Origin of the sequence: Catellatospora sichuanensis (assembly GCF_007483665.1) — a bacterium.
GTDB classification, from domain to species: Bacteria; Actinomycetota; Actinomycetes; order Mycobacteriales; family Micromonosporaceae; genus Catellatospora; species Catellatospora sichuanensis.
Map to the genome: position 1 here is coordinate 317,188 of NZ_VIQO01000002.1, position 17,131 is coordinate 334,318.

The 17,131-nt window shown below is 72.4% G+C and carries 20 protein-coding genes; all 20 read left to right on the top strand.

From position 1 onward, the window contains the following. Positions 1 to 19: 19 nt before the first annotated feature. The 20 genes from FLL47_RS19080 (at position 20) to FLL47_RS19175 (ending at position 17,095) form a co-directional block, all read left to right on the top strand. Positions 20 to 703, top strand: a complete 684-nt coding sequence (locus FLL47_RS19080) for a hypothetical protein (RefSeq protein WP_144121871.1) — start codon at positions 20 to 22, stop codon at positions 701 to 703. A gap of 41 nt (positions 704 to 744) precedes the next feature. Next, a complete protein-coding gene (locus FLL47_RS19085) occupies positions 745 to 1,635 on the top strand; it encodes a nucleoside triphosphate pyrophosphohydrolase (RefSeq protein WP_144122058.1) in 891 nt (296 codons plus the stop codon). Positions 1,636 to 1,776: 141 nt separating this feature from the next. Next, complete coding sequence (locus FLL47_RS19090; RefSeq protein ID WP_144121872.1) at positions 1,777 to 3,393, top strand: DUF885 domain-containing protein; 1,617 nt, start codon at positions 1,777 to 1,779, stop codon at positions 3,391 to 3,393. A gap of 104 nt (positions 3,394 to 3,497) precedes the next feature. Next, a complete protein-coding gene (locus tag FLL47_RS19095) occupies positions 3,498 to 4,178 on the top strand; it encodes a hypothetical protein (protein WP_144121873.1) in 681 nt (226 codons plus the stop codon). A 99-nt stretch (positions 4,179 to 4,277) separates the two neighbouring features. Then, a complete protein-coding gene (gene eno / locus FLL47_RS19100; RefSeq protein ID WP_144121874.1) occupies positions 4,278 to 5,564 on the top strand; it encodes a phosphopyruvate hydratase in 1,287 nt (428 codons plus the stop codon). A gap of 170 nt (positions 5,565 to 5,734) precedes the next feature. Further along, complete coding sequence (locus FLL47_RS19105; protein WP_246158212.1) at positions 5,735 to 6,262, top strand: FtsB family cell division protein; 528 nt, start codon at positions 5,735 to 5,737, stop codon at positions 6,260 to 6,262. Positions 6,263 to 6,270: 8 nt separating this feature from the next. After that, the gene (locus tag FLL47_RS19110; protein WP_144121876.1) at positions 6,271 to 6,789 is read left to right on the top strand and encodes a DUF501 domain-containing protein; all 519 of its coding nucleotides are present in this window, start codon (positions 6,271 to 6,273) and stop codon (positions 6,787 to 6,789) included. Then, the gene (locus FLL47_RS19115; RefSeq protein WP_144121877.1) at positions 6,782 to 7,285 is read left to right on the top strand and encodes an amino-acid N-acetyltransferase; all 504 of its coding nucleotides are present in this window, start codon (positions 6,782 to 6,784) and stop codon (positions 7,283 to 7,285) included. Before FLL47_RS19110 ends, FLL47_RS19115 begins: the two co-directional genes overlap by 8 nt. A 69-nt stretch (positions 7,286 to 7,354) precedes the next feature. Next, positions 7,355 to 8,254, top strand: coding sequence for a Ppx/GppA phosphatase family protein (locus FLL47_RS19120; protein WP_246158215.1), 900 nt, complete (start codon positions 7,355 to 7,357; stop codon positions 8,252 to 8,254). Positions 8,255 to 8,323: 69 nt separating this feature from the next. After that, a complete protein-coding gene (locus FLL47_RS19125) occupies positions 8,324 to 8,647 on the top strand; it encodes a PadR family transcriptional regulator (RefSeq protein ID WP_144121878.1) in 324 nt (107 codons plus the stop codon). Positions 8,648 to 8,779: 132 nt separating this feature from the next. After that, positions 8,780 to 9,805, top strand: a complete 1,026-nt coding sequence (locus FLL47_RS19130) for an HAAS signaling domain-containing protein (RefSeq protein WP_144121879.1) — start codon at positions 8,780 to 8,782, stop codon at positions 9,803 to 9,805. Between the two features lie 21 nt (positions 9,806 to 9,826). Further along, positions 9,827 to 10,336, top strand: coding sequence for an LppU/SCO3897 family protein (locus FLL47_RS19135; RefSeq protein ID WP_144121880.1), 510 nt, complete (start codon positions 9,827 to 9,829; stop codon positions 10,334 to 10,336). Positions 10,337 to 10,557: 221 nt separating this feature from the next. Then, entirely contained in the window at positions 10,558 to 10,962 is a 405-nt protein-coding gene (locus FLL47_RS19140) for an LppU/SCO3897 family protein (protein WP_144121881.1), read from the top strand. 195 nt (positions 10,963 to 11,157) lie between these two features. Then, positions 11,158 to 11,838 carry a dienelactone hydrolase family protein gene (locus tag FLL47_RS19145; protein ID WP_144121882.1) on the top strand — a complete coding sequence of 227 codons (681 nt, stop codon included), beginning with the start codon at positions 11,158 to 11,160 and terminating at the stop codon, positions 11,836 to 11,838. Between the two features lie 47 nt (positions 11,839 to 11,885). Beyond that, entirely contained in the window at positions 11,886 to 12,611 is a 726-nt protein-coding gene (locus tag FLL47_RS19150; RefSeq protein ID WP_144122060.1) for a uracil-DNA glycosylase, read from the top strand. 83 nt (positions 12,612 to 12,694) lie between these two features. Next, positions 12,695 to 13,405 (top strand): DUF4129 domain-containing protein, encoded by a 711-nt coding sequence (locus tag FLL47_RS19155; protein ID WP_144121883.1) that lies wholly within the window; start codon positions 12,695 to 12,697, stop codon positions 13,403 to 13,405. Positions 13,406 to 13,463: 58 nt separating this feature from the next. Further along, positions 13,464 to 14,081, top strand: coding sequence for a hypothetical protein (locus tag FLL47_RS19160; RefSeq protein WP_144121884.1), 618 nt, complete (start codon positions 13,464 to 13,466; stop codon positions 14,079 to 14,081). A 2-nt stretch (positions 14,082 to 14,083) separates the two neighbouring features. Next, complete coding sequence (locus FLL47_RS19165) at positions 14,084 to 15,160, top strand: AAA family ATPase (protein WP_144121885.1); 1,077 nt, start codon at positions 14,084 to 14,086, stop codon at positions 15,158 to 15,160. 1 nt (position 15,161) lies between these two features. Continuing rightward, positions 15,162 to 16,553 (top strand): DUF58 domain-containing protein, encoded by a 1,392-nt coding sequence (locus FLL47_RS19170; RefSeq protein WP_425457725.1) that lies wholly within the window; start codon positions 15,162 to 15,164, stop codon positions 16,551 to 16,553. After that, a complete protein-coding gene (locus tag FLL47_RS19175; RefSeq protein WP_144121886.1) occupies positions 16,550 to 17,095 on the top strand; it encodes a hypothetical protein in 546 nt (181 codons plus the stop codon). Before FLL47_RS19170 ends, FLL47_RS19175 begins: the two co-directional genes overlap by 4 nt. Positions 17,096 to 17,131: the final 36 nt, after the last annotated feature.

Consider the following 17,131-nt stretch of genomic DNA (forward strand, 5'->3'; position numbering starts at 1 on the left):
CCTGTCACTGGAGGATTCCGTGCGCCGTCTGACCGCCGCGGCCGGCATCGCCGTCGCCATGCTGGCCCTGACCGCCTGCCGGTCGAATCCGAGCGTCGCCGCGTACGTGGGGGACACCACGTTCACCGAGGACCGGGTGACGCAGCTGATCGACCAGGTCAAGGCCGTCCCGAACATCGACCCGCAGAATGTGCCGGACCGCTTCCAGGTCGTGCAGCTGCTCGTGCTCGAGTCGGTCTGCAAGCGCGCGGCCGCCGACCTGAAGGCGACGCTGCCGCCCGTGCAGACCCAGGCGGGTCAGCCCGAGCTGGCCGGCCTGCAGCAGAGCCTGCAGAACTGCCGCGAGAACCTGCCGGTCAAGGCGGTGCAGCCGACCCCTGAGGAGCTGCGCGAGGTCTACGACAACGGCGTGGCGGTGGGCGCGATCAACGGCGACGACCCGGCGAACAGCTTCGACAAGGTCGCCCCGCAGCTTGCCCAGAGCGGTGAGCTGGGCAACGCGCTGGCCCAGCGCAAGCTGCTGGCCGACGCAGCGGCTGCCGGGGACATCTCGGTCAACCCGCGCTACCGTCCGATGAACTTCGCCCTGCTGAGCTTCAACCAGGGCCCTGCGCTCAGCGTCGGCCTCGGCCAGCCCGCCGACGCCGTCCAGGCGGCTCAGCCTGCGGCGGACACGCCGGCCACGCCCCAGCCCCAGCAGTGACGGAGACCCGCCGGATCGTTCTTCTCGTCACCTCGCCCCGGATGCCCGCAGGGCTGCTCACGGCAGCCGCGTGGGACGTGGTGCGGGCACATCCCGTGCTGGCCGGAGCCGAGAACGAGCAGACCACCGCGCTGCGCGCCGCGGGCGCGGCGGTCACCGTCGTCCCGGCGGCGACCGCGACGACCCTGCTCGACGCCGCGCAGCCGGTGGCCGTGTGGCTGGCCGGGCCGGGCGGGGACGAGTTCCTCGCCCGTGAGCTCGGCCTGCGGCTGGCCCGTGAACCCGGCCTGGCCGAGCTGGAGCTGATGTACGGGTCCTGGGATCCGCCCGGCGCGCGCCTGCTCGACGCGGTGGCGGTCACCGACCGGCTGCAGAGCAGCGACCCGTGGCGCCGCGAGCAGACCCACCGCACCCTGGCGAAGTATCTGCTGGAGGAGGCGTACGAGGCCTACGACGCGATCGTCGCCGGAGACCACGCGGCGGTGCGCGACGAGATGGGCGACGTGCTGCTGCAGGTGCTGTTCCACGCCCAGCTGGCCCAGGAGCTGCCCGAGGACGAACGCTGGAACGTGGACGACGTGGCCGGGGACTTCGTGGCGAAGATGGTGCGCCGCAACCCGCACGTCTTCGCGGACACTCCGGCCGAGGACGTCGACGAGATCATCGCCAACTGGGAGCGCATCAAAACCGAGGAGAAGGGCGGCACACGCGCGCCGCTCGACGGGGTGACCTGGTCCCTGCCCGCGCTGACGCTCGCGGCCAAGCTGCTCACCCGCGCCCGCCGGCACGGCCTGCCCGAGCCCGCGCCGTCCGAGTCCCTCGGCGGCCGCCTGCTGGCACTGGTCGTCGGGGCCGGCGAGGACGCCGACGCCGAGGCCGCCCTGCGCGAGGAACTGCACCGCTACGCCGACTCCGTCGCCGACGAATCCTGAGCGGCCCCGCCGCGCTCACACGCTGCGCGCCGCGCGCCGCGATCGTTCGACTCGCCCGGCGAGTGGGCGAAAGGCCGGTCAACATACGCACAGGTGCCTGGCAAGTCGAGCGATCGAGGGGGCGGCAGGTACGTTGAGCCGATGACGCTGGAGTTCGCCCCGCTGGCGGAGCACATCGCCGACGCACTGCTGGAGTCGTCACCCGAGCTGGCCGCCTCGGCCGGCGATCATCGCTTCGACGACCGCCTGCCGGACCTGTCGCCCGACGGCACCACCGCCGACGTCGCCATGCTGCGCGACGCGGCCGCCGCGCTGTCCCAGGTGGACGCCGACCTGCTGGACGACGAGGAGCGGGTCGACCACGCCATCCTCAGCTCGCTGGTCGACCGGCAGCTGTTCGAGCTGACCGAGGTGCGCTCGCACCAGTGGAATCCGCTGCGGCACAACCCGGGCGCGCTGCTGCACGCGCTGATGGCACGCCCGTTCGCACCGGTGGAGCAGCGCCTGTACGCGCTCGCGGGCCGGCTCACCCAGGTGCCCGACGCGCTGGCCACGGCACGGACGGTGCTGCGCGACGCGCCCCGAATCCACCTGGAGACCGCGGCCGGGCAGTTCGCCGGCACCGCCGCACTGGTGCGCGAGGAGCTGCCGCGGCTGCTGCTGCAGGAGCCGGGGCTGGCCGAACAGATGCAGCTGGTCGCGGCGAACGCGGTGCTGGCGCTCGACGACTTCGCCGCCTGGTGCACCACCCAGGCCGAGCAGGGCGTGGGCCGCGATCCGCGGCTGGGCCGCCGGCTCTGGGAGGCCAAACTGTGGCACACCCTGGACACCGAGCTGGGCGCCGCGGAGGTGCTGAAGCGGGCACAGGAGAACGTCGAGCGGGTCACCGCCGAGCTGCGCGAGGTCGCCGTCGAGCTGGTCGGCGGCAAGGCCGACGACGAGACGGTGCGCCGGGCGCTGGACCTGATCGCCGCCGAGCACCCGGACAACACCTCGATCGTGGGGCTGGCCTACCACGCGGTCGAGGAGACGACCGCGTTCGTACGCGAGCACGACCTGCTCACCCTCATCGACGATCCGCTGGTCATCGAGGAGATGCCGGAGTTCTCGCGGGGTGTGGCGGTGGCCTACTGCGACCCGCCGGGCGCGCTGGAGACCGCGGTGGTGCCCACCTTCTACTGCATCGCGCCGACCCCGGCGGGCTGGCCCGCGCAGCGGGTCGAGTCGTTCTACCGCGAGTACAACGACCACGCCATCCGCAACCTCACCGTGCACGAGGCCATGCCGGGGCACTTCCTGCAGCTGGCGCACGCCCGCCGGTACCGGGGCAGCACCCGGGTGCGGGCGCTGGGCCGCTCCGGCACGTTCATCGAGGGCTGGGCCGTCTACGCCGAGCAGGCGATGGTCGAGCGCGGGTACGGCGGCCTGCCGGTGCGCGCCACCCAGCTGAAGATGCAGCTGCGGTCGAGCATCAACGCCATCCTCGACCAGCTGGTGCACTGCGAGGATCTGAGCGAGGCAGACGGCATGGCGCTCATGCTGGAACGCGGCTTCCAGGAGGAGGGCGAGGCGGCCGGCAAGTGGCGGCGCGCGCTGCTGTCCTCGGCGCAGCTGTCGACGTACTTCGTGGGCTGGGCCGAGGTGGCCGAGATCGCGCGGTTGCGACCGGCCGGGGTCACCCCGCGTGAATGGCACGACCGCATGCTGTCGTACGGCTCGCCCGCACCCCGCCACCTGCGCACACTGCTCGGCCTGTGAGGGTTTGCGCGGCACCGGGGAGATGGGGGAGGCTGTCGCCCATGCGAAATACGGCTCGTCCCGGCACGCCGCGTGCCACGCGACCCTCCGTATTTCGACACGCCGTGCTCGCCCCGCTGCTCGGCGCGCTGCTCGTGCTCACCGGCTGCCAGGCCATCACCGACGACGGCGTCGCGCCCGACCGCGCCCGGCTGCTCGGTGACATGGCGGCGCAGCTGCAGCGCGCCTCGCAGCGGCCGTACCACGCGGAGTATCTGCTGGCCGGGGGGACGCGGGGCGAGATCTCGCAGCAGACCGGGCCGGCGCGCGCGGTGTACGCCTACCCCGGTGGGCGGCTGGTGATCGACCCGGACGGGCAGACCTCCTGCGTCACCGCGGTCCGCCCGGCGCGCTGCCAGATCCGGCCGCTGCCCGGCCCCGGCCCGGCCGCGCACACCGGCTACAGCGAGGTGACCCGGCACGGCCTGGTCACCGCGCCGATCGTCACCGATCTGCTGCAGGCGGCGCAGCTGCAGTCGCAGGCCGAGGTGGAGGCGCACGACGTCACCCTGGCCGGCCAGCAGGCGACCTGCCTGGAGGTGTCCGGTCTGTCCGACGCCGAGGCGGGCGGGTTCAGCGTGTGCGTCACGGCCGCGGGTGTGCTGGCCAGTTTCGCGGGCGTCGTCGGCGGGGTGGTCGTCGACCAGGCACTGACCCGGGTCACGGCGTCGCCCCCGGCGGAGGTCTTCGAGCTGCCCGAGGGGGCGCGGGTGGTGGACCACCGGCCGAAGAGCCCGGCACCGTGACGGGTCGATAGGCTGCCTTTGTACGCACCGGCCGCTCCGGCCAGGGGATGTCATTGCCGACGACCATGCCAGTGAGCGCACACGAACGAGGGAGCACACGTGGCCACCATTGAAGGCTTCGTAGCCCGGGAGATCCTCGACTCCCGCGGTAATCCGACCGTCGAGGTCGAGGTCGGTCTCGACGACGGCACCATCGCCCGCGCCGCGGTGCCCTCCGGCGCCTCCACCGGCGCCTACGAGGCACTGGAGCTGCGCGACGGCGACAAGAGCCGCTACCTGGGCAAGGGCGTCGAGAAGGCCGTCGCCAACATCGAAGACCAGATCATCGACCAGCTCATCGGGTACGAGGCGAGCGAGCAGCGCCTCATCGACCAGAAGATGCTGGAGCTGGACGGCACTCCCGACAAGTCCGTGCTGGGCGCCAACGCGATCCTGGGCGTCTCGCTCGCGATCGCGAAGGCGGCCGCGAAGAGCGCGGAGCTGAGCCTGTTCCGCTACCTCGGCGGCCCGAACGCGCACCTGCTGCCGGTGCCGATGATGAACATCATGAACGGCGGCGCGCACGCGGACTCCAACGTGGACATCCAGGAGTTCATGATCGCGCCGATCGGCGCGCCGAACTTCCGCGAGGCACTGCGTTCCGGTGCCGAGGTGTACCACGCGCTCAAGAGCGTGCTGAAGAAGAAGGGCCTGTCCACCGGCCTGGGCGACGAGGGCGGCTTCGCGCCGAACCTGCCGACCAACGCCGCGGCGCTGGACCTGATCGCGGAGGCCGTGCAGGCCGCCGGCTACACCCTGGGCAGCGACATCGTGCTGGCGCTGGACGTGGCCGCGACCGAGTTCTTCGACAACGACGTGTACACCTTCGAGGGTGTCGCGAAGTCGCGCGAGGAGATGATCGCGTACTACGCCAAGCTGGCCGAGTCGTACCCGATCGTGTCGATCGAGGACCCGCTGGCCGAGGACGACTGGGCCGGCTGGAGCGCGATGACCGCCCAGCTCGGCGGCAAGCTGCAGATCGTCGGCGACGACCTGTTCGTCACCAACCCGACCCGCATCGCCCGCGGCATCGCGGAGAGCGCGGCCAACGCGGTGCTGGTCAAGGTGAACCAGATCGGTTCGCTGACCGAGACGTTCGACGCCGTCGAACTGGCCCACCGCAGCGGTTTCCGCACCATGATGAGCCACCGCTCGGGCGAGACCGAGGACACCACCATCGCCGACCTCGCGGTCGCGATGGGCTGCGGCCAGATCAAGACCGGCGCACCGGCCCGTTCGGACCGCGTCGCCAAGTACAACCAGCTGCTGCGTATCGAGGAGGAGCTGGCCGACGCGGCCCGCTACGCCGGTGCGGCGGCATTCCCGCGGTTCACCGCGGGAAAGTAAGCAACAGCCGGATTTCAAGCGACTGCGCGGGTTCGTGACGGTGTCACGTCGCAGGGCCTAGCATGTGATCGAAGCTCCTTTCATGCGACACGTACGGCGTGGAAGGGGCTTCGATCATCGCGCAGGGGGGAGGGGTGATGCAGCGGCGACAGCCTGGAGGGCAGGGGCCGGTGCGTCGCCCCCGGGACGGGTCGGGACGCGCACGCGGCACCGCCGCCGTCCGCACCCGTGAGGGCGAGCGTTCGCTGAGCCGCCCCGCCGCCGCCCGCCGCGCCGCCGCCGCGGGCGCCGCCAAACGCACCAGCGCCCCGAACCCGCACGGCCTCACCGGCCGGGCCACCGCGCTGCTGGTGATCCTCGCGGCGCTGGCGCTGGGCTACGCCTACCCGGTGCGCGTCTACCTCACCCAGCTCGGCGAGATCGACGCGATGCGGCAGTCGCAGCTGGAGCAGCAGGAGCGCATCGCGGGGCTGGAGCGGCAGGCCGAGAAGTGGAAGGACGACGAGTACATCAAGGCTCAGGTCCGCCGCCGCTTCTTCTGGGTCTACCCGGGGCAGACCCCGCTGATGCCGATCTGGGACCCGGACGGCAAGACCGACCAGGACCAGACCCCGAAACCGCCGCCGCCCGCCGAGCCCGACAGCTGGTACGGCAAGCTCTGGACCCGTTTGGACCCGGAGCCGGAACAGAAGAACTAGGAGCCCCGATGGATCGCGACCTCGTGCCCGCGCCGACGCGGCAGGAGGCGACCGAGTCCGATCTCGCCGCGGTCCGGGCACAGCTCGGCCGGCCCACGCGCGGCACCCGGGCGGTGGCGCACCGCTGCCCGTGCGGCAAGCCCGACGTGGTGGAGACGGTGCCCCGGCTGCCCGACGGCACTCCCTTCCCGACGCTGTTCTACCTCACCTGCCCGCGGGCGACCGCGGAGTGCAGCCGGCTGGAGTCGGCCGGGCTGATGAAGGAGATGAACGAGCAGCTGCGCGAGGACCCGGAGCTGCGCGCGGCGTACCTGAAGGCGCACGAGGACTACCTGACCCGCCGCGAGGCGATCGGGCACGTGGCGGAGATCGAGAACGTCTCCGCGGGCGGCATGCCGGACCGGGTGAAGTGCCTGCACGTGCACCTCGGCCACGCGCTGGCCGCGGGCCCCGGCGTCAACCCGTTCGGCGACGAGGTCATCGCGCTGATCGAGCCCTGGTGGACGGCGGGTCCCTGCGTTGAGTGAGCTGACCGTACGCAAGGCGCGCACCGCCGACGTGCGGGGTATCCGCCGCCTGATCGACACCTACAGCGGCGAGCGCCGCCTGCTCAGCAAGGCCACCGTCGCGATATACGAGGACGTCCCCGAGTTCCGGGTGGCCGTCGACGACGACGGCTTGGTGGTCGGCTGCGGCGCGCTGCACGTGCTGTGGGAGGACCTCGCCGAGATCCGCACCGTCGCCGTGGACGCGACCTGGCGCGGCCGCCGCGTCGGCCACCAGATCGTCGAAGCCCTCCTCGACGACGCCCGCGAGCTGGGCGTACGCCGCGTCTTCGTGCTCACCTTCGAGACCCGCTTCTTCGCCTCCTTCGGCTTCACCGAGATCGACGGCGCCCCCGTCCCGCCTCCCGTCTACGAGCAGCTCCTGCGCTCCTACGACGAGGGCGTGGCCGAATTCCTCGGCCTGGAACGCGTCAAACCCAACACCCTCGGCAACACCCGCATGCTCCTGCATTTGTAGAAGGAAGGGCACCTGCACATCGCTATGCGTAGAGGAAGGGCACCTTCTTAACGCCTGTAGGGTGGTGACGTGGGAGATGCCGTCGCCGCGATCGACTGTGGCACCAACTCGATCCGCCTGCTGATCACCGCCGATGGCCGGGATGTCGAGCGCCTGATGCGCATCGTGCGCCTTGGCGCGGGGGTGGACCGCACCGGCCGCCTCGACCCGGCGGCGATCGAGCGCACCCGGGTCGCGCTGGTGGAATACCGCGCGCTGATCGAGTCGCACGGCGTGAGCCACATCCGTATGGTCGCCACCAGCGCCACCCGCGACGCGGCCAACGCGGCTGACTTCCACGACATGGTGCGGGTCACGCTGGGGCAGCCCGCCGAGGTCATCACCGGCACCGAGGAGGCAGCGCTCTCCTTCGGCGGCGCCGTGACCGGGCTGGACGGCAGCGGTCCCTACCTGGTGGTGGACATCGGCGGCGGCTCGACCGAGTTCGTCCGGGGGCGCCGGACGGTGGACAGCTCGATCAGCATGGACATCGGCTGCGTACGCATGACCGAACGCCACCTGCCCGCCGACCCGCCGACGGCCGCGCAGCTCGACGCCGCGGTCGCCGACATCGACGCTGCCGTGTCGCACGCCCTGGGGCACGTCGGCACCGCGCCGGCCACCCTGGTCGGGGTGGCGGGCACGGTCACCACGCTGGCCGGCATCGCGCTGGGCCTGGACCACTACGACCCCGCTCGGATCCACCACTCGGTGCTGCCAGCCGCGGCGGTCGAGCAGCTCGCCGCGGAGCTGTCCGCGATGGACCACGCCACGCGGGCGGCGATCCCGGTGATGCACCCGGGCCGGGTGGACGTGATCATCGCGGGCGCGCTGATCCTGCGCGAGATCATGCGGCAGACCGGCTTCAGTGAGATCGTCGTCTCGGAACACGACATCCTCGACGGCATCGCCGCCTCCATCCACCACTGAGCAGTACTTTCCTTGTCGAAGGTAGTGCGCTGCTTGTGGTACTGCGCATCGCACACTACTGTGCTCAGCGTGGATACCACCCAACTGCTCAAGGGGGTGCTCGACCTGGCCGTGCTCGCCGTGCTGCGCGACGACGACGGCTACGGGTACGACATCCTCCGCCGGCTGCGCACCGCCGGGCTGACCGAGATCGGTGACGCCTCGGTCTACGGCACCCTGCGCCGGCTGTTCGCGGCCGGCTATCTCACCACCTACGTGGTGCCCTCCGAGGAGGGCCCGCACCGCAAGTACTACGCGCTCAACCCGGCCGGCCGCACCCAGCTCAAGCAGGGCGGCGATGTCTGGCGCGGGTTCGCCTCCACCATGAACACCCTGTTGAGGGAGTCGGCATGAACGAGCACCGCGAGCGAATCATGAACGTCGGCGATGCCGCCGGCGAGCGCCGCGAGGAGAGGGCATGAGCGAGCACCGCGAGCGAATCATGAGCTCTGGACATGTCGTCGACGAGCGCAGCGAGGAGAGGGCATGAACGTCGAGATCGCACAGTATGCGGCGCAGGTCGGCGCGGCCCTGTCCGACCTGCCGGAGCAGGCCCGTAACGACCTGCTGGAGGACCTGCCGGCGCATCTGGCCGAGGTGGCGGCGGAGATCGAGGCCGAGGGCGGCGGTGCGACGCTGACGGAGCGGCTCGGGCCGCCCAGCGCGTACGCCGCCGAGCTGCGCGCCACGCTGGGCCACACGGGGGGTCCCAGCCGGCCGGCCGCCTGGGCGGGGCGGGCGGTGTCGCGGGTGCGGGCACGCTGGGGAAGGCTGGACCGCCGGCTCGGTCCGGTCATCGGATACGAGCGTCTCGGCGAGTTCCTGGCGCTGCTGCGCCCGGCCTGGTGGGTGGTGCGCGGCTGGCTGGTCGCGATGCTGGTGGCGCAGCTGTGGCGCGACGGCGACGGGCTGGGCCTGCTGCCGCGCTTCGAGGGCAGCACCGTGCTCGGCCTGCTGGTGCTCATCGCCTTCGTGGTCGGCTCGATCTGGCTCGGTCGGCGCACCACGGCGGCCCCGCCGGCCCGCCGCCGGACTCGGGTGGCGCTGGGCGCGGCGACGGCCGTCGTCGTGGTGTTCGGACTGGGGCTGTGGGTGGCGGCGGATGACCGGCTGATGGGGTCGTTCTGGCAGGAGTCGACGCCGACGTCCTGGGTGTCCGACCCGTACAACCAGGTCAACGACATCTTCGTGCTGGGTCCGGACGGGCAGATCATCCAGGGCGCGCGGCTGGTCGACCAGGACGGCAGCCCGGTCGTGCTCGGCTACTGTGCACAGCGTTTCGGCTGGGAGGGCCCCGGCGGGGGCGGCCGGGGCTGGGAGTGGCGGGTCGTGTACCCGTCCTGTCCCGACCTCAGCGCACCGCAGCTGCCGTGGGTGGCCGTGTCGCCGGCACCCCTGCCCTGGGAAACGCCGTCGCCGTCCGTCGCGCCGGCACCGTCGCCTTCGCCTTCGGGCGCGGTGTTGCCGTCACCGTCCCCGAGTGCGTCCGCGGGACCGGCTCCCACCCGTTGAGTCGGTGAGGGTCAGCGAGGGGTGAGCGGCTACGGCACAATGGCCGCACCGCCACCCCTCGATCGTGAAGGCCCATTCATGTATGAGCAGCCAGGTCCGCAGGTGCCCCCCGCTCCCTACGCGGTTCCGGGGCCGCCGCCGCGCAAGACCGGCCGGATCGTCGCTATCGTCGTGGCGGCGGTGCTCCTGCTGTGCTGCTGCGGTGGCGGTCTTTTCGTGGCACTCAGGCCGGACGCCCTGGGCGGCTTCGCCAAGGACATCGTGGACGCCGTGAACAGCGATGTGGCCAACGCGGAGGTCGGCGACTGCGTCAACGACTTCGCGAAGGTGGAGGACGCCCGGATCGTCGATTGCGCGTCGACGGACGCGGCCAACAAGGTCGTCGGTGTCGTCGACGACGTGACGGAGTCGGAGTTCACCGCCAAGGAGCAGGCGCTGTGCAACGCGTTCCCGACGTGGGAGCAGGTCGTCTGGATCGGCAAGAGGGGCGGTAACGGCGACGTGTGGTGCCTGGCGCCGCACAAGAGCTGAGCCCGCCGTGGCGCGCCGTTCGCTGAACGGCTGAGGTCGCGGTGCTGACTCGGCGGTCCTTCTTGTCCGTCCGGATGGCATGCGAAGAGCGCTCACCTGCGGGGTCGCGAAGATTCTCAGCTGACGCTAAGGTGACGCGGTCTCCGTGACCGTACGTGAGACGTAACGCCCCCGCCGCGACTCGTTCCGGACGAGGGCACCCCTCGGAAGGAAAGAACCACATGAGCGAGCAGGTAACCCCGGCGGTCCAGGAGACTGCGGAGCCGTCGAAGGCGAAGTCCGCCGCGGCCAGCGCCGGCAAGAAGATCCTCGGCTACGTCGTCGGCCTCGTGGTCCTCGGCGGTGGCTATCTGGGCTGGCAGTACCTGTCCGGCGACCTGGCCATCGCCAAGGTCGGCGACTGCGTCAACGACTTCAAGGTCGTCGACGACGCCAAGGTCGTGGACTGCACCTCCGCCGACGCCGCCAACAAGGTCGTCGGTGTCATCGACGGCGTTTCGGAGTCGGACTTCACCGCCAAGCAGCAGACGCTGTGCGCGGCGTACCCCACGTGGGAGCAGATCGTGTGGATCGGCAAGAAGGGCGGCAGCGGCGACAGCTGGTGCCTGGAGCCCATCAAGAAGTGAGCCGGTTCACCGTGACGTGAGCTGAGCTCGCGCCCGGTATACCACCTTCGCGGCGGCGTGGTGAGTTACGACCATAAGTCGTAACTTTCGCCACGCCGCCGTCGTCTTCCCCGGTACCGTCCGGTGTGGTTGGCTACCCGGAACGCCACGACTGTGCGACCAGCCAATGACGACTGACCGTCAGGAGGACGACCGATGGGTGAAATGGTGGATTACCCCAGCAACGGGGGTACCAGTGAGGGCTACCTCGCGCTGCCCAAGAGCGGCAGCGGACCTGCGGTCATCGTGATCCAGGAGTGGTGGGGGCTGGTCCCGCACATCATCTCGCTGGCCGACCGATTCGCCGAGGCCGGATTCGTGGCACTCGCGCCCGACCTGTATCACGGCGCGCACACCACCGAGCCCGACGAGGCCGGCAAGCTGATGATGGGCCTGGCCATGGACCAGGCCGCGAAGGACATCGCGGGCGCCGCGTCGTACCTGGCCGGGCGGCCGGAGACCACCGGCGGCGTGGGCGCGGTGGGCTTCTGCATGGGCGGCAGCCTGGCGCTGTGGTCCGCCACGGTCAGTGACGAGATCACGGCCGCGGTCGGCTTCTACCCGGCGCTGCCGTGGGAGCGCATGGCCCCGCAGTGGTCGAACTACCAGGGCAAGACCGCGATGATCCACTGCAGCGAGGAGGACGGCACCTCCGCCGCTCCCGGCATCAAGACCGCCCGCGTCGCCATCGAGGAGGCCGGCGGCACCTGCATCGTGCACGACTACCCGGGCACCCACCACGCGTTCGTCAACGACGACCGGCCCGAGGTGTACAACGCCTCGGCGGCGGCCAGCGCCTGGGCGCGCACGGTGGAGCTGCTGCGCACCAAGCTGTGACCTCGGCCGACGGCTCGCCCCGGCGGCCCGCCGGGGCGGCCCGCAGGCTGTCCGCGACCGCCGCCGAGCTGGCCGCGCTCGACGAGGAGATCTCCTGCTGCCGCAGGTGCCCCCGGTTGGTGGCGTGGCGGGAGGAGGTCGCCGCGACCAAGCGGGCCGCGTTCCGCGACGAGGAGTACTGGGGACGGCCGGTCCCCGGCTTCGGCGCGGCCGACGCCCGCATCCTCATTCTCGGGCTCGCCCCGGCGGCGCACGGCGGCAACCGCACCGGGCGCATCTTCACCGGCGACCGCAGCGGCGACGTGCTGTTCGCGGCGCTGCACCGGGCGGGCCTGGCCAACCAGCCCACCAGCGTGTCCCGTGACGACGGGCTGCACCTGACCGACGTGCGCATCGCGGCGGCGGTGCGCTGCGCGCCGCCCGACAACAAGCCGACTCCGGTCGAGCGCGACACCTGCGCCCCCTGGCTGCATCGCGAGGTCACGCTGCTGCGACCCACTCTGCGGGTGGTGATCGCGCTCGGCGCGTTCGCGTGGGCGGCGTGGTGGCCTACGCTGTCCACGGTGTACGGCGTCAAGCCGCCGGTGCCGCGTCCCAAATTCGGGCACGGGGCCGTCTTCCTCCCGGAGGGCGGCGCCGGCAGCTCGGAGCGGGGGCCGGCGCTGCTCGGCTCGTACCACGTCAGCCAGCAGAACACCTTTACCGGGCGGCTCACACCCGCCATGCTGGACGACGTGCTGAGCCAGGCCCGGCACCTCGCCGGCCTCGACTGAGTCGATCTCACTGAGTCGACTCGACGTGTCGGGGCCGCCGACCTGGCGCCGGTGATGGAAAGCGATATTCGGAGCGGGGAACAATGGGAGCGTTGCGTCGCTGGTGGCCGCTGCTGGCCGTGGCCGCGCTGCTGATGCTCGCGGCCGCGACGGCCTCGGTCTCGGTGCTGCCGATCGGCCGGGCCGCGCCGGAGCAGTCCGCGTCGCCGAACCCCACCCCGACCGCCTCGCCGTCGCCGTCCCCGCGGTCGCCGTCCCCGTCGCCGTCGGCGCCGCCCGAGGACACCGCCGACTCCGGCTGGCTGGGCGTGGTCGGGCTGGGCATGCTGGCGCTCATCGGGGCGGCCGTGCTGATCGTGCTGCTCAAGGCGGCCGCCAAGTCGACCACGAAGTTCCGCCGCCGGGCCATCCGGGAGAAGCCGCCGGTACGCCTCGCGCAGCTCACCGACGAGGAGCAGGTCGTCGCGGCGCTGGACGCGGGCCTGTTGGACCTCGACGACGACGCCGCCGATCCGCGTACCGCCGTCATCGCCTGCTGGGTGCGCCTGGAGCAGGCCGCCGCGGCGGCGGGCGTGCCGCGCCTGCCCGACGACACCGCCACCGACCTGGTCGTACGCATGCTCCACCGCCGCCACCTGGACGCCGGGGTGCTCAACGGCTTCGCCGACGTGTACCGCCGCGCCCGCTACGCCACCCACCGCGTCGACGACGACATGCGCCTGCAGGCCAGGGCCTCCCTGCACCGCCTGCGCGACGAGCTGACCGCCGGCACCCGCAGCGAGGCGACGGCATGAGCGGCGTACGGATCATGAGCTGCGGACATGTCCTCGACGAGCGCAGCGCGGAGGCGACATGAGCCAGCATCGGGAGCACGACGACTTCGTGGACGGCGACGTCGACGAGGGCGCGACCCTGCACGACCTGCTCGGCGGGTTCAGCCGTCCGGAGCAGCCGGTCGCGGCCCGCCCGCCCCGCCCGAAGGCGACGCGCTGGTTGAGCCTCGCCGGGTTCACCATCGCCTGGACCGCCGCGGGCTGGCTCACACTCCAGGTGTTCAGCCTGAGCATGCCGTTGCCGCTGGTCTTCGCGGTGGCGCTGACCGTGGTCGGGGTGTGGCGGATGGCCCGCTCGCTCAAGGCGCCGCTGCCGCCGCGCCGCGCGGGCCGGACCGCCGCGGACGATCAGTCCGAGGTCACCGACGGGCTGCGGCTGGCCGTGGCCCGCTGGGAGACCATCCTGGAGTGGAGCCACACCGACGCCGCCCGCTTCCAGCGCCGCGTGCAGCCGCGCCTGGCCGAGGTGGTCGACGAACGGCTGCGCCAGCGCCACGGGGTCAACCGCGCGACCGAGCCCGAACGCGCGCGTAGGCTGCTCGGTGATCCGCTCTGGACGCTCCTCACGGTGCCGGCCAAGCGTCCGCCCAGCCCCCGCGAACTCGATGTGATCGTCAATGCCTTGGAGAAATTGTGAGCATGCAACCGATCCCCGCCGCTGAGGTGGGCAAACTCGCCCAGCAGGTGCTCGACCGGGTCGGCACCGTGATGGTGGGCAAGCGCGATTCGCTGGAGCTGGTGCTGGCGGGCATCCTCGCCGGCGGCCACGTGCTGCTGGAGGATCTGCCCGGACTGGGCAAGACGCTGACCGCGCGCACCTTCGCCCAGGCGCTGGGCCTGGACTTCCGCCGCCTGCAGTTCACCCCGGACCTGCTGCCCGCGGACGTGACCGGCTCGTTCCTGTACGACCAGCGCACCCACGACTTCACCTTCCGGGCCGGGCCGGTCTTCACGAACCTGCTGCTCGCCGACGAGATCAACCGCACGCCGCCGAAGACGCAGGCGGCGCTGCTGGAGGCGATGCAGGAGAAGCAGGTCTCCGTCGAGGGCGTGACCTACCGCCTGGAGGCCCCGTTCCACGTGCTCGCCACCGCCAACCCGATCGAGTACGAGGGCACCTACCCGCTGCCCGAGGCGCAGCTGGACCGCTTCATGCTGCGTGTCTCGTTCGGTTACCCGGAGGCCGACGAGGAACTGAACGTGCTGCGGCGGCGCATGGTCCGCCGCCAGGAGGAGTCCGAGGTCGAGCCGGTCGTCGACGCGCCCACGCTGCTGCGCATGCAGGCGGGCCTGGAGCAGATCGAGGTCGAGGACTCCATCTGCCGCTACCTGGTCTCGCTGGCCGCGGCCACCCGCGAGCACCCGGCGGTGCTGGTCGGCTCGTCGCCGCGCGGCTCGCTGGCCCTGCTGCTGCTGTCGCGGGCCCGCGCCGCGCTCGCCGGGCGCGACTACGTCATCCCCGAGGACGTGAAGGGGGTCGCGCTGCCCGCGCTGGCGCACCGGATCACGCTGCGGCCGGAGATGTGGCTCAAGCGCATCGACCCGGTCTCGGTGGTGGCCGAGGTGCTCGCCGCGACACCGGCCCCGGTCAGCGGTGCGCTGCCGAGCCATGCCGCGGCCCCGGGTCAGCGGCCGACCCCCGGTCGTGGCCGCCTGAGCGAGTTAGAGGACGAGCTGCTGGACCCGCCGTACCGGTCGACCGGGCTGCGGGGCTGACGTGTCCCAGGGAGCCTCCCCCGAGGGCGACCTGGAGCCCGTCGCGTCCACCGACACCGGCGACAACTGGGCGCCCACCCGGGCGCTAAGCCGGGCGGTGCTGGTGGCGGGGCTGCTGCTGGTCGCCGCCGTGCTGCTGGGCCGCACCGATCTGGTGATCCTCGCCGCGCCGCTGGCGCTGAGCGTGGCGTTCGCGCTGGCCAAACGGCCGCGCACACTACCGGGCCTGCGGCTGTCCACGGTCGAGTCGTTCCCGGTCGAGGGCGGTGACCTCGGCGCGACCGTCGAGGTGGAGAACCGCGACGTCACCGGGTACGACCTGACGGTGGTGCACCTGCAGCACTCGCCCTGGCTGCGGCTGGAGGGCGGAGCCGTGGATCCGGGCGCGGGCCGCCGCGGGCGTGGCGGCAACCGGCCCTACGTGACCCTGGTGCCGCGCGGCGTGGCCACGGCGGTCGAGCTGGCCGGACCGGCGGTGCGCTGGGGGCGGCACTGGCTCGGTCCGGCGTCGGCGCACGCGGTCGCCGCGGACGGGCTGCTGGTCAGCCGGGCCGTGGTCACCGGCGCGCTGGGCGTGAAGGTGTACCCGCTGACCGACCCGTTCAAGGCCGACGAGGCGATGCCCCGGGCGGCCGGCCTGGTCGGCCAGCACCGCTCGCGGCGGCCCGGCGAGGGCGGTGAGCTGGCCGGGGTACGCCAGTTCGGGCCCGGTGACCGGCTGCGCCGCGTCGACTGGCGGGTGTCGCTGCGCACCGAGCGGCTGCACGTGGCGGCGACGCTGTCCGACCGGGACGCCGAGGTGGTGGTCCTGCTGGACCTGCTGGCCGACGCGGGCCGCTCCGGCGGCATCGGCGGTGCCTCCTCGGTGCTGGACCGCTCCGTGCGCGCGGCGGCCGCGATCGCCGAGCACTACCTGCACCGCGGCGACCGCGTCTCGGTGCTGGAGTACGGCGCGCAGGCCCGCCGGCTGCGCCCGGCCAGTGGCCGGCGGCAGTACCTGACGGTGCTGGAGTGGCTGCTGGACGCCCACCCGAGCCCGACCGCGCAGGAGCGCGGCGGCGCGCAGCTCGCCGCGGGCATCTCCGCGGCGGCGCTGGTCGTCGTGCTCACCCCGCTGCTGGACGCCCGGTCGGCGTCGATGCTGGCCGGCCTGGCCCGCTCGGGCCGCTTCGTGGTGGCCGTGGACACGCTGCCCTCCGATCTGACCTCGCCGCCCGTGAACACCTGGAGCGACGTGTCCTACCGGCTGTGGAAGGCCGAACGGGAGAACACCATGGGTCAGCTGGGCGAGCACGGGGTGCCGGTGGTCGCCTGGGCGGGCGCGGGCAGCCTGGACGCCGTGCTCCGGGACGTGTCGCGGCTGGCCGCCGCGCCGAAGGCGGTGCTGCGGTGAAACAGCTGCTGACGCAGGTCCGCGACCTGGGGCGGATCACCGGCGGCCCGCTGCTGGTGCGCGGGATCGTCTTCGTGGCGGCCTTCACCGGCCTGCTGCTGGCCGCGCCGGGCGGGCTGCCCGCGCGGATGATGCTCGGCTTCCTCGCCCTGGCCGCCGTGCCCGCGATCGCACCGGGCGGGGTGGCGGTGACCCTGGTGATGCTGGCAACGGTCGCGATGTGGCTGGCCGACACGATGCTGTTCCTGGCCGAGCCGTCGATGGGGCGGCTACTGGGCACCGCGGCGGCGCTCTACCTGCTGCACAACGCGGCGGCGCTGGCGGCCGTGCTGCCGTACGACGCGATCGTGGACAACCAGGTGCTGCTGCGCTGGGCGGTGCGCTCGGCGCTGGTGCTCGGGGCGGCCGGGGGGCTCACCATCGTGCTGGTGACGGTGCTGCCGGGCATGTACATCACCACGCCGACGGTGGCGCTGGTGGTCGGCCTGGCCGTGGTGGCGGCCGCCGTGGCGCTGCTCACTCGGTTGGGCAAGCGGCCCTGATCAGGGCGGCGTGACGGCCGTCGCTGTCCGGGATCA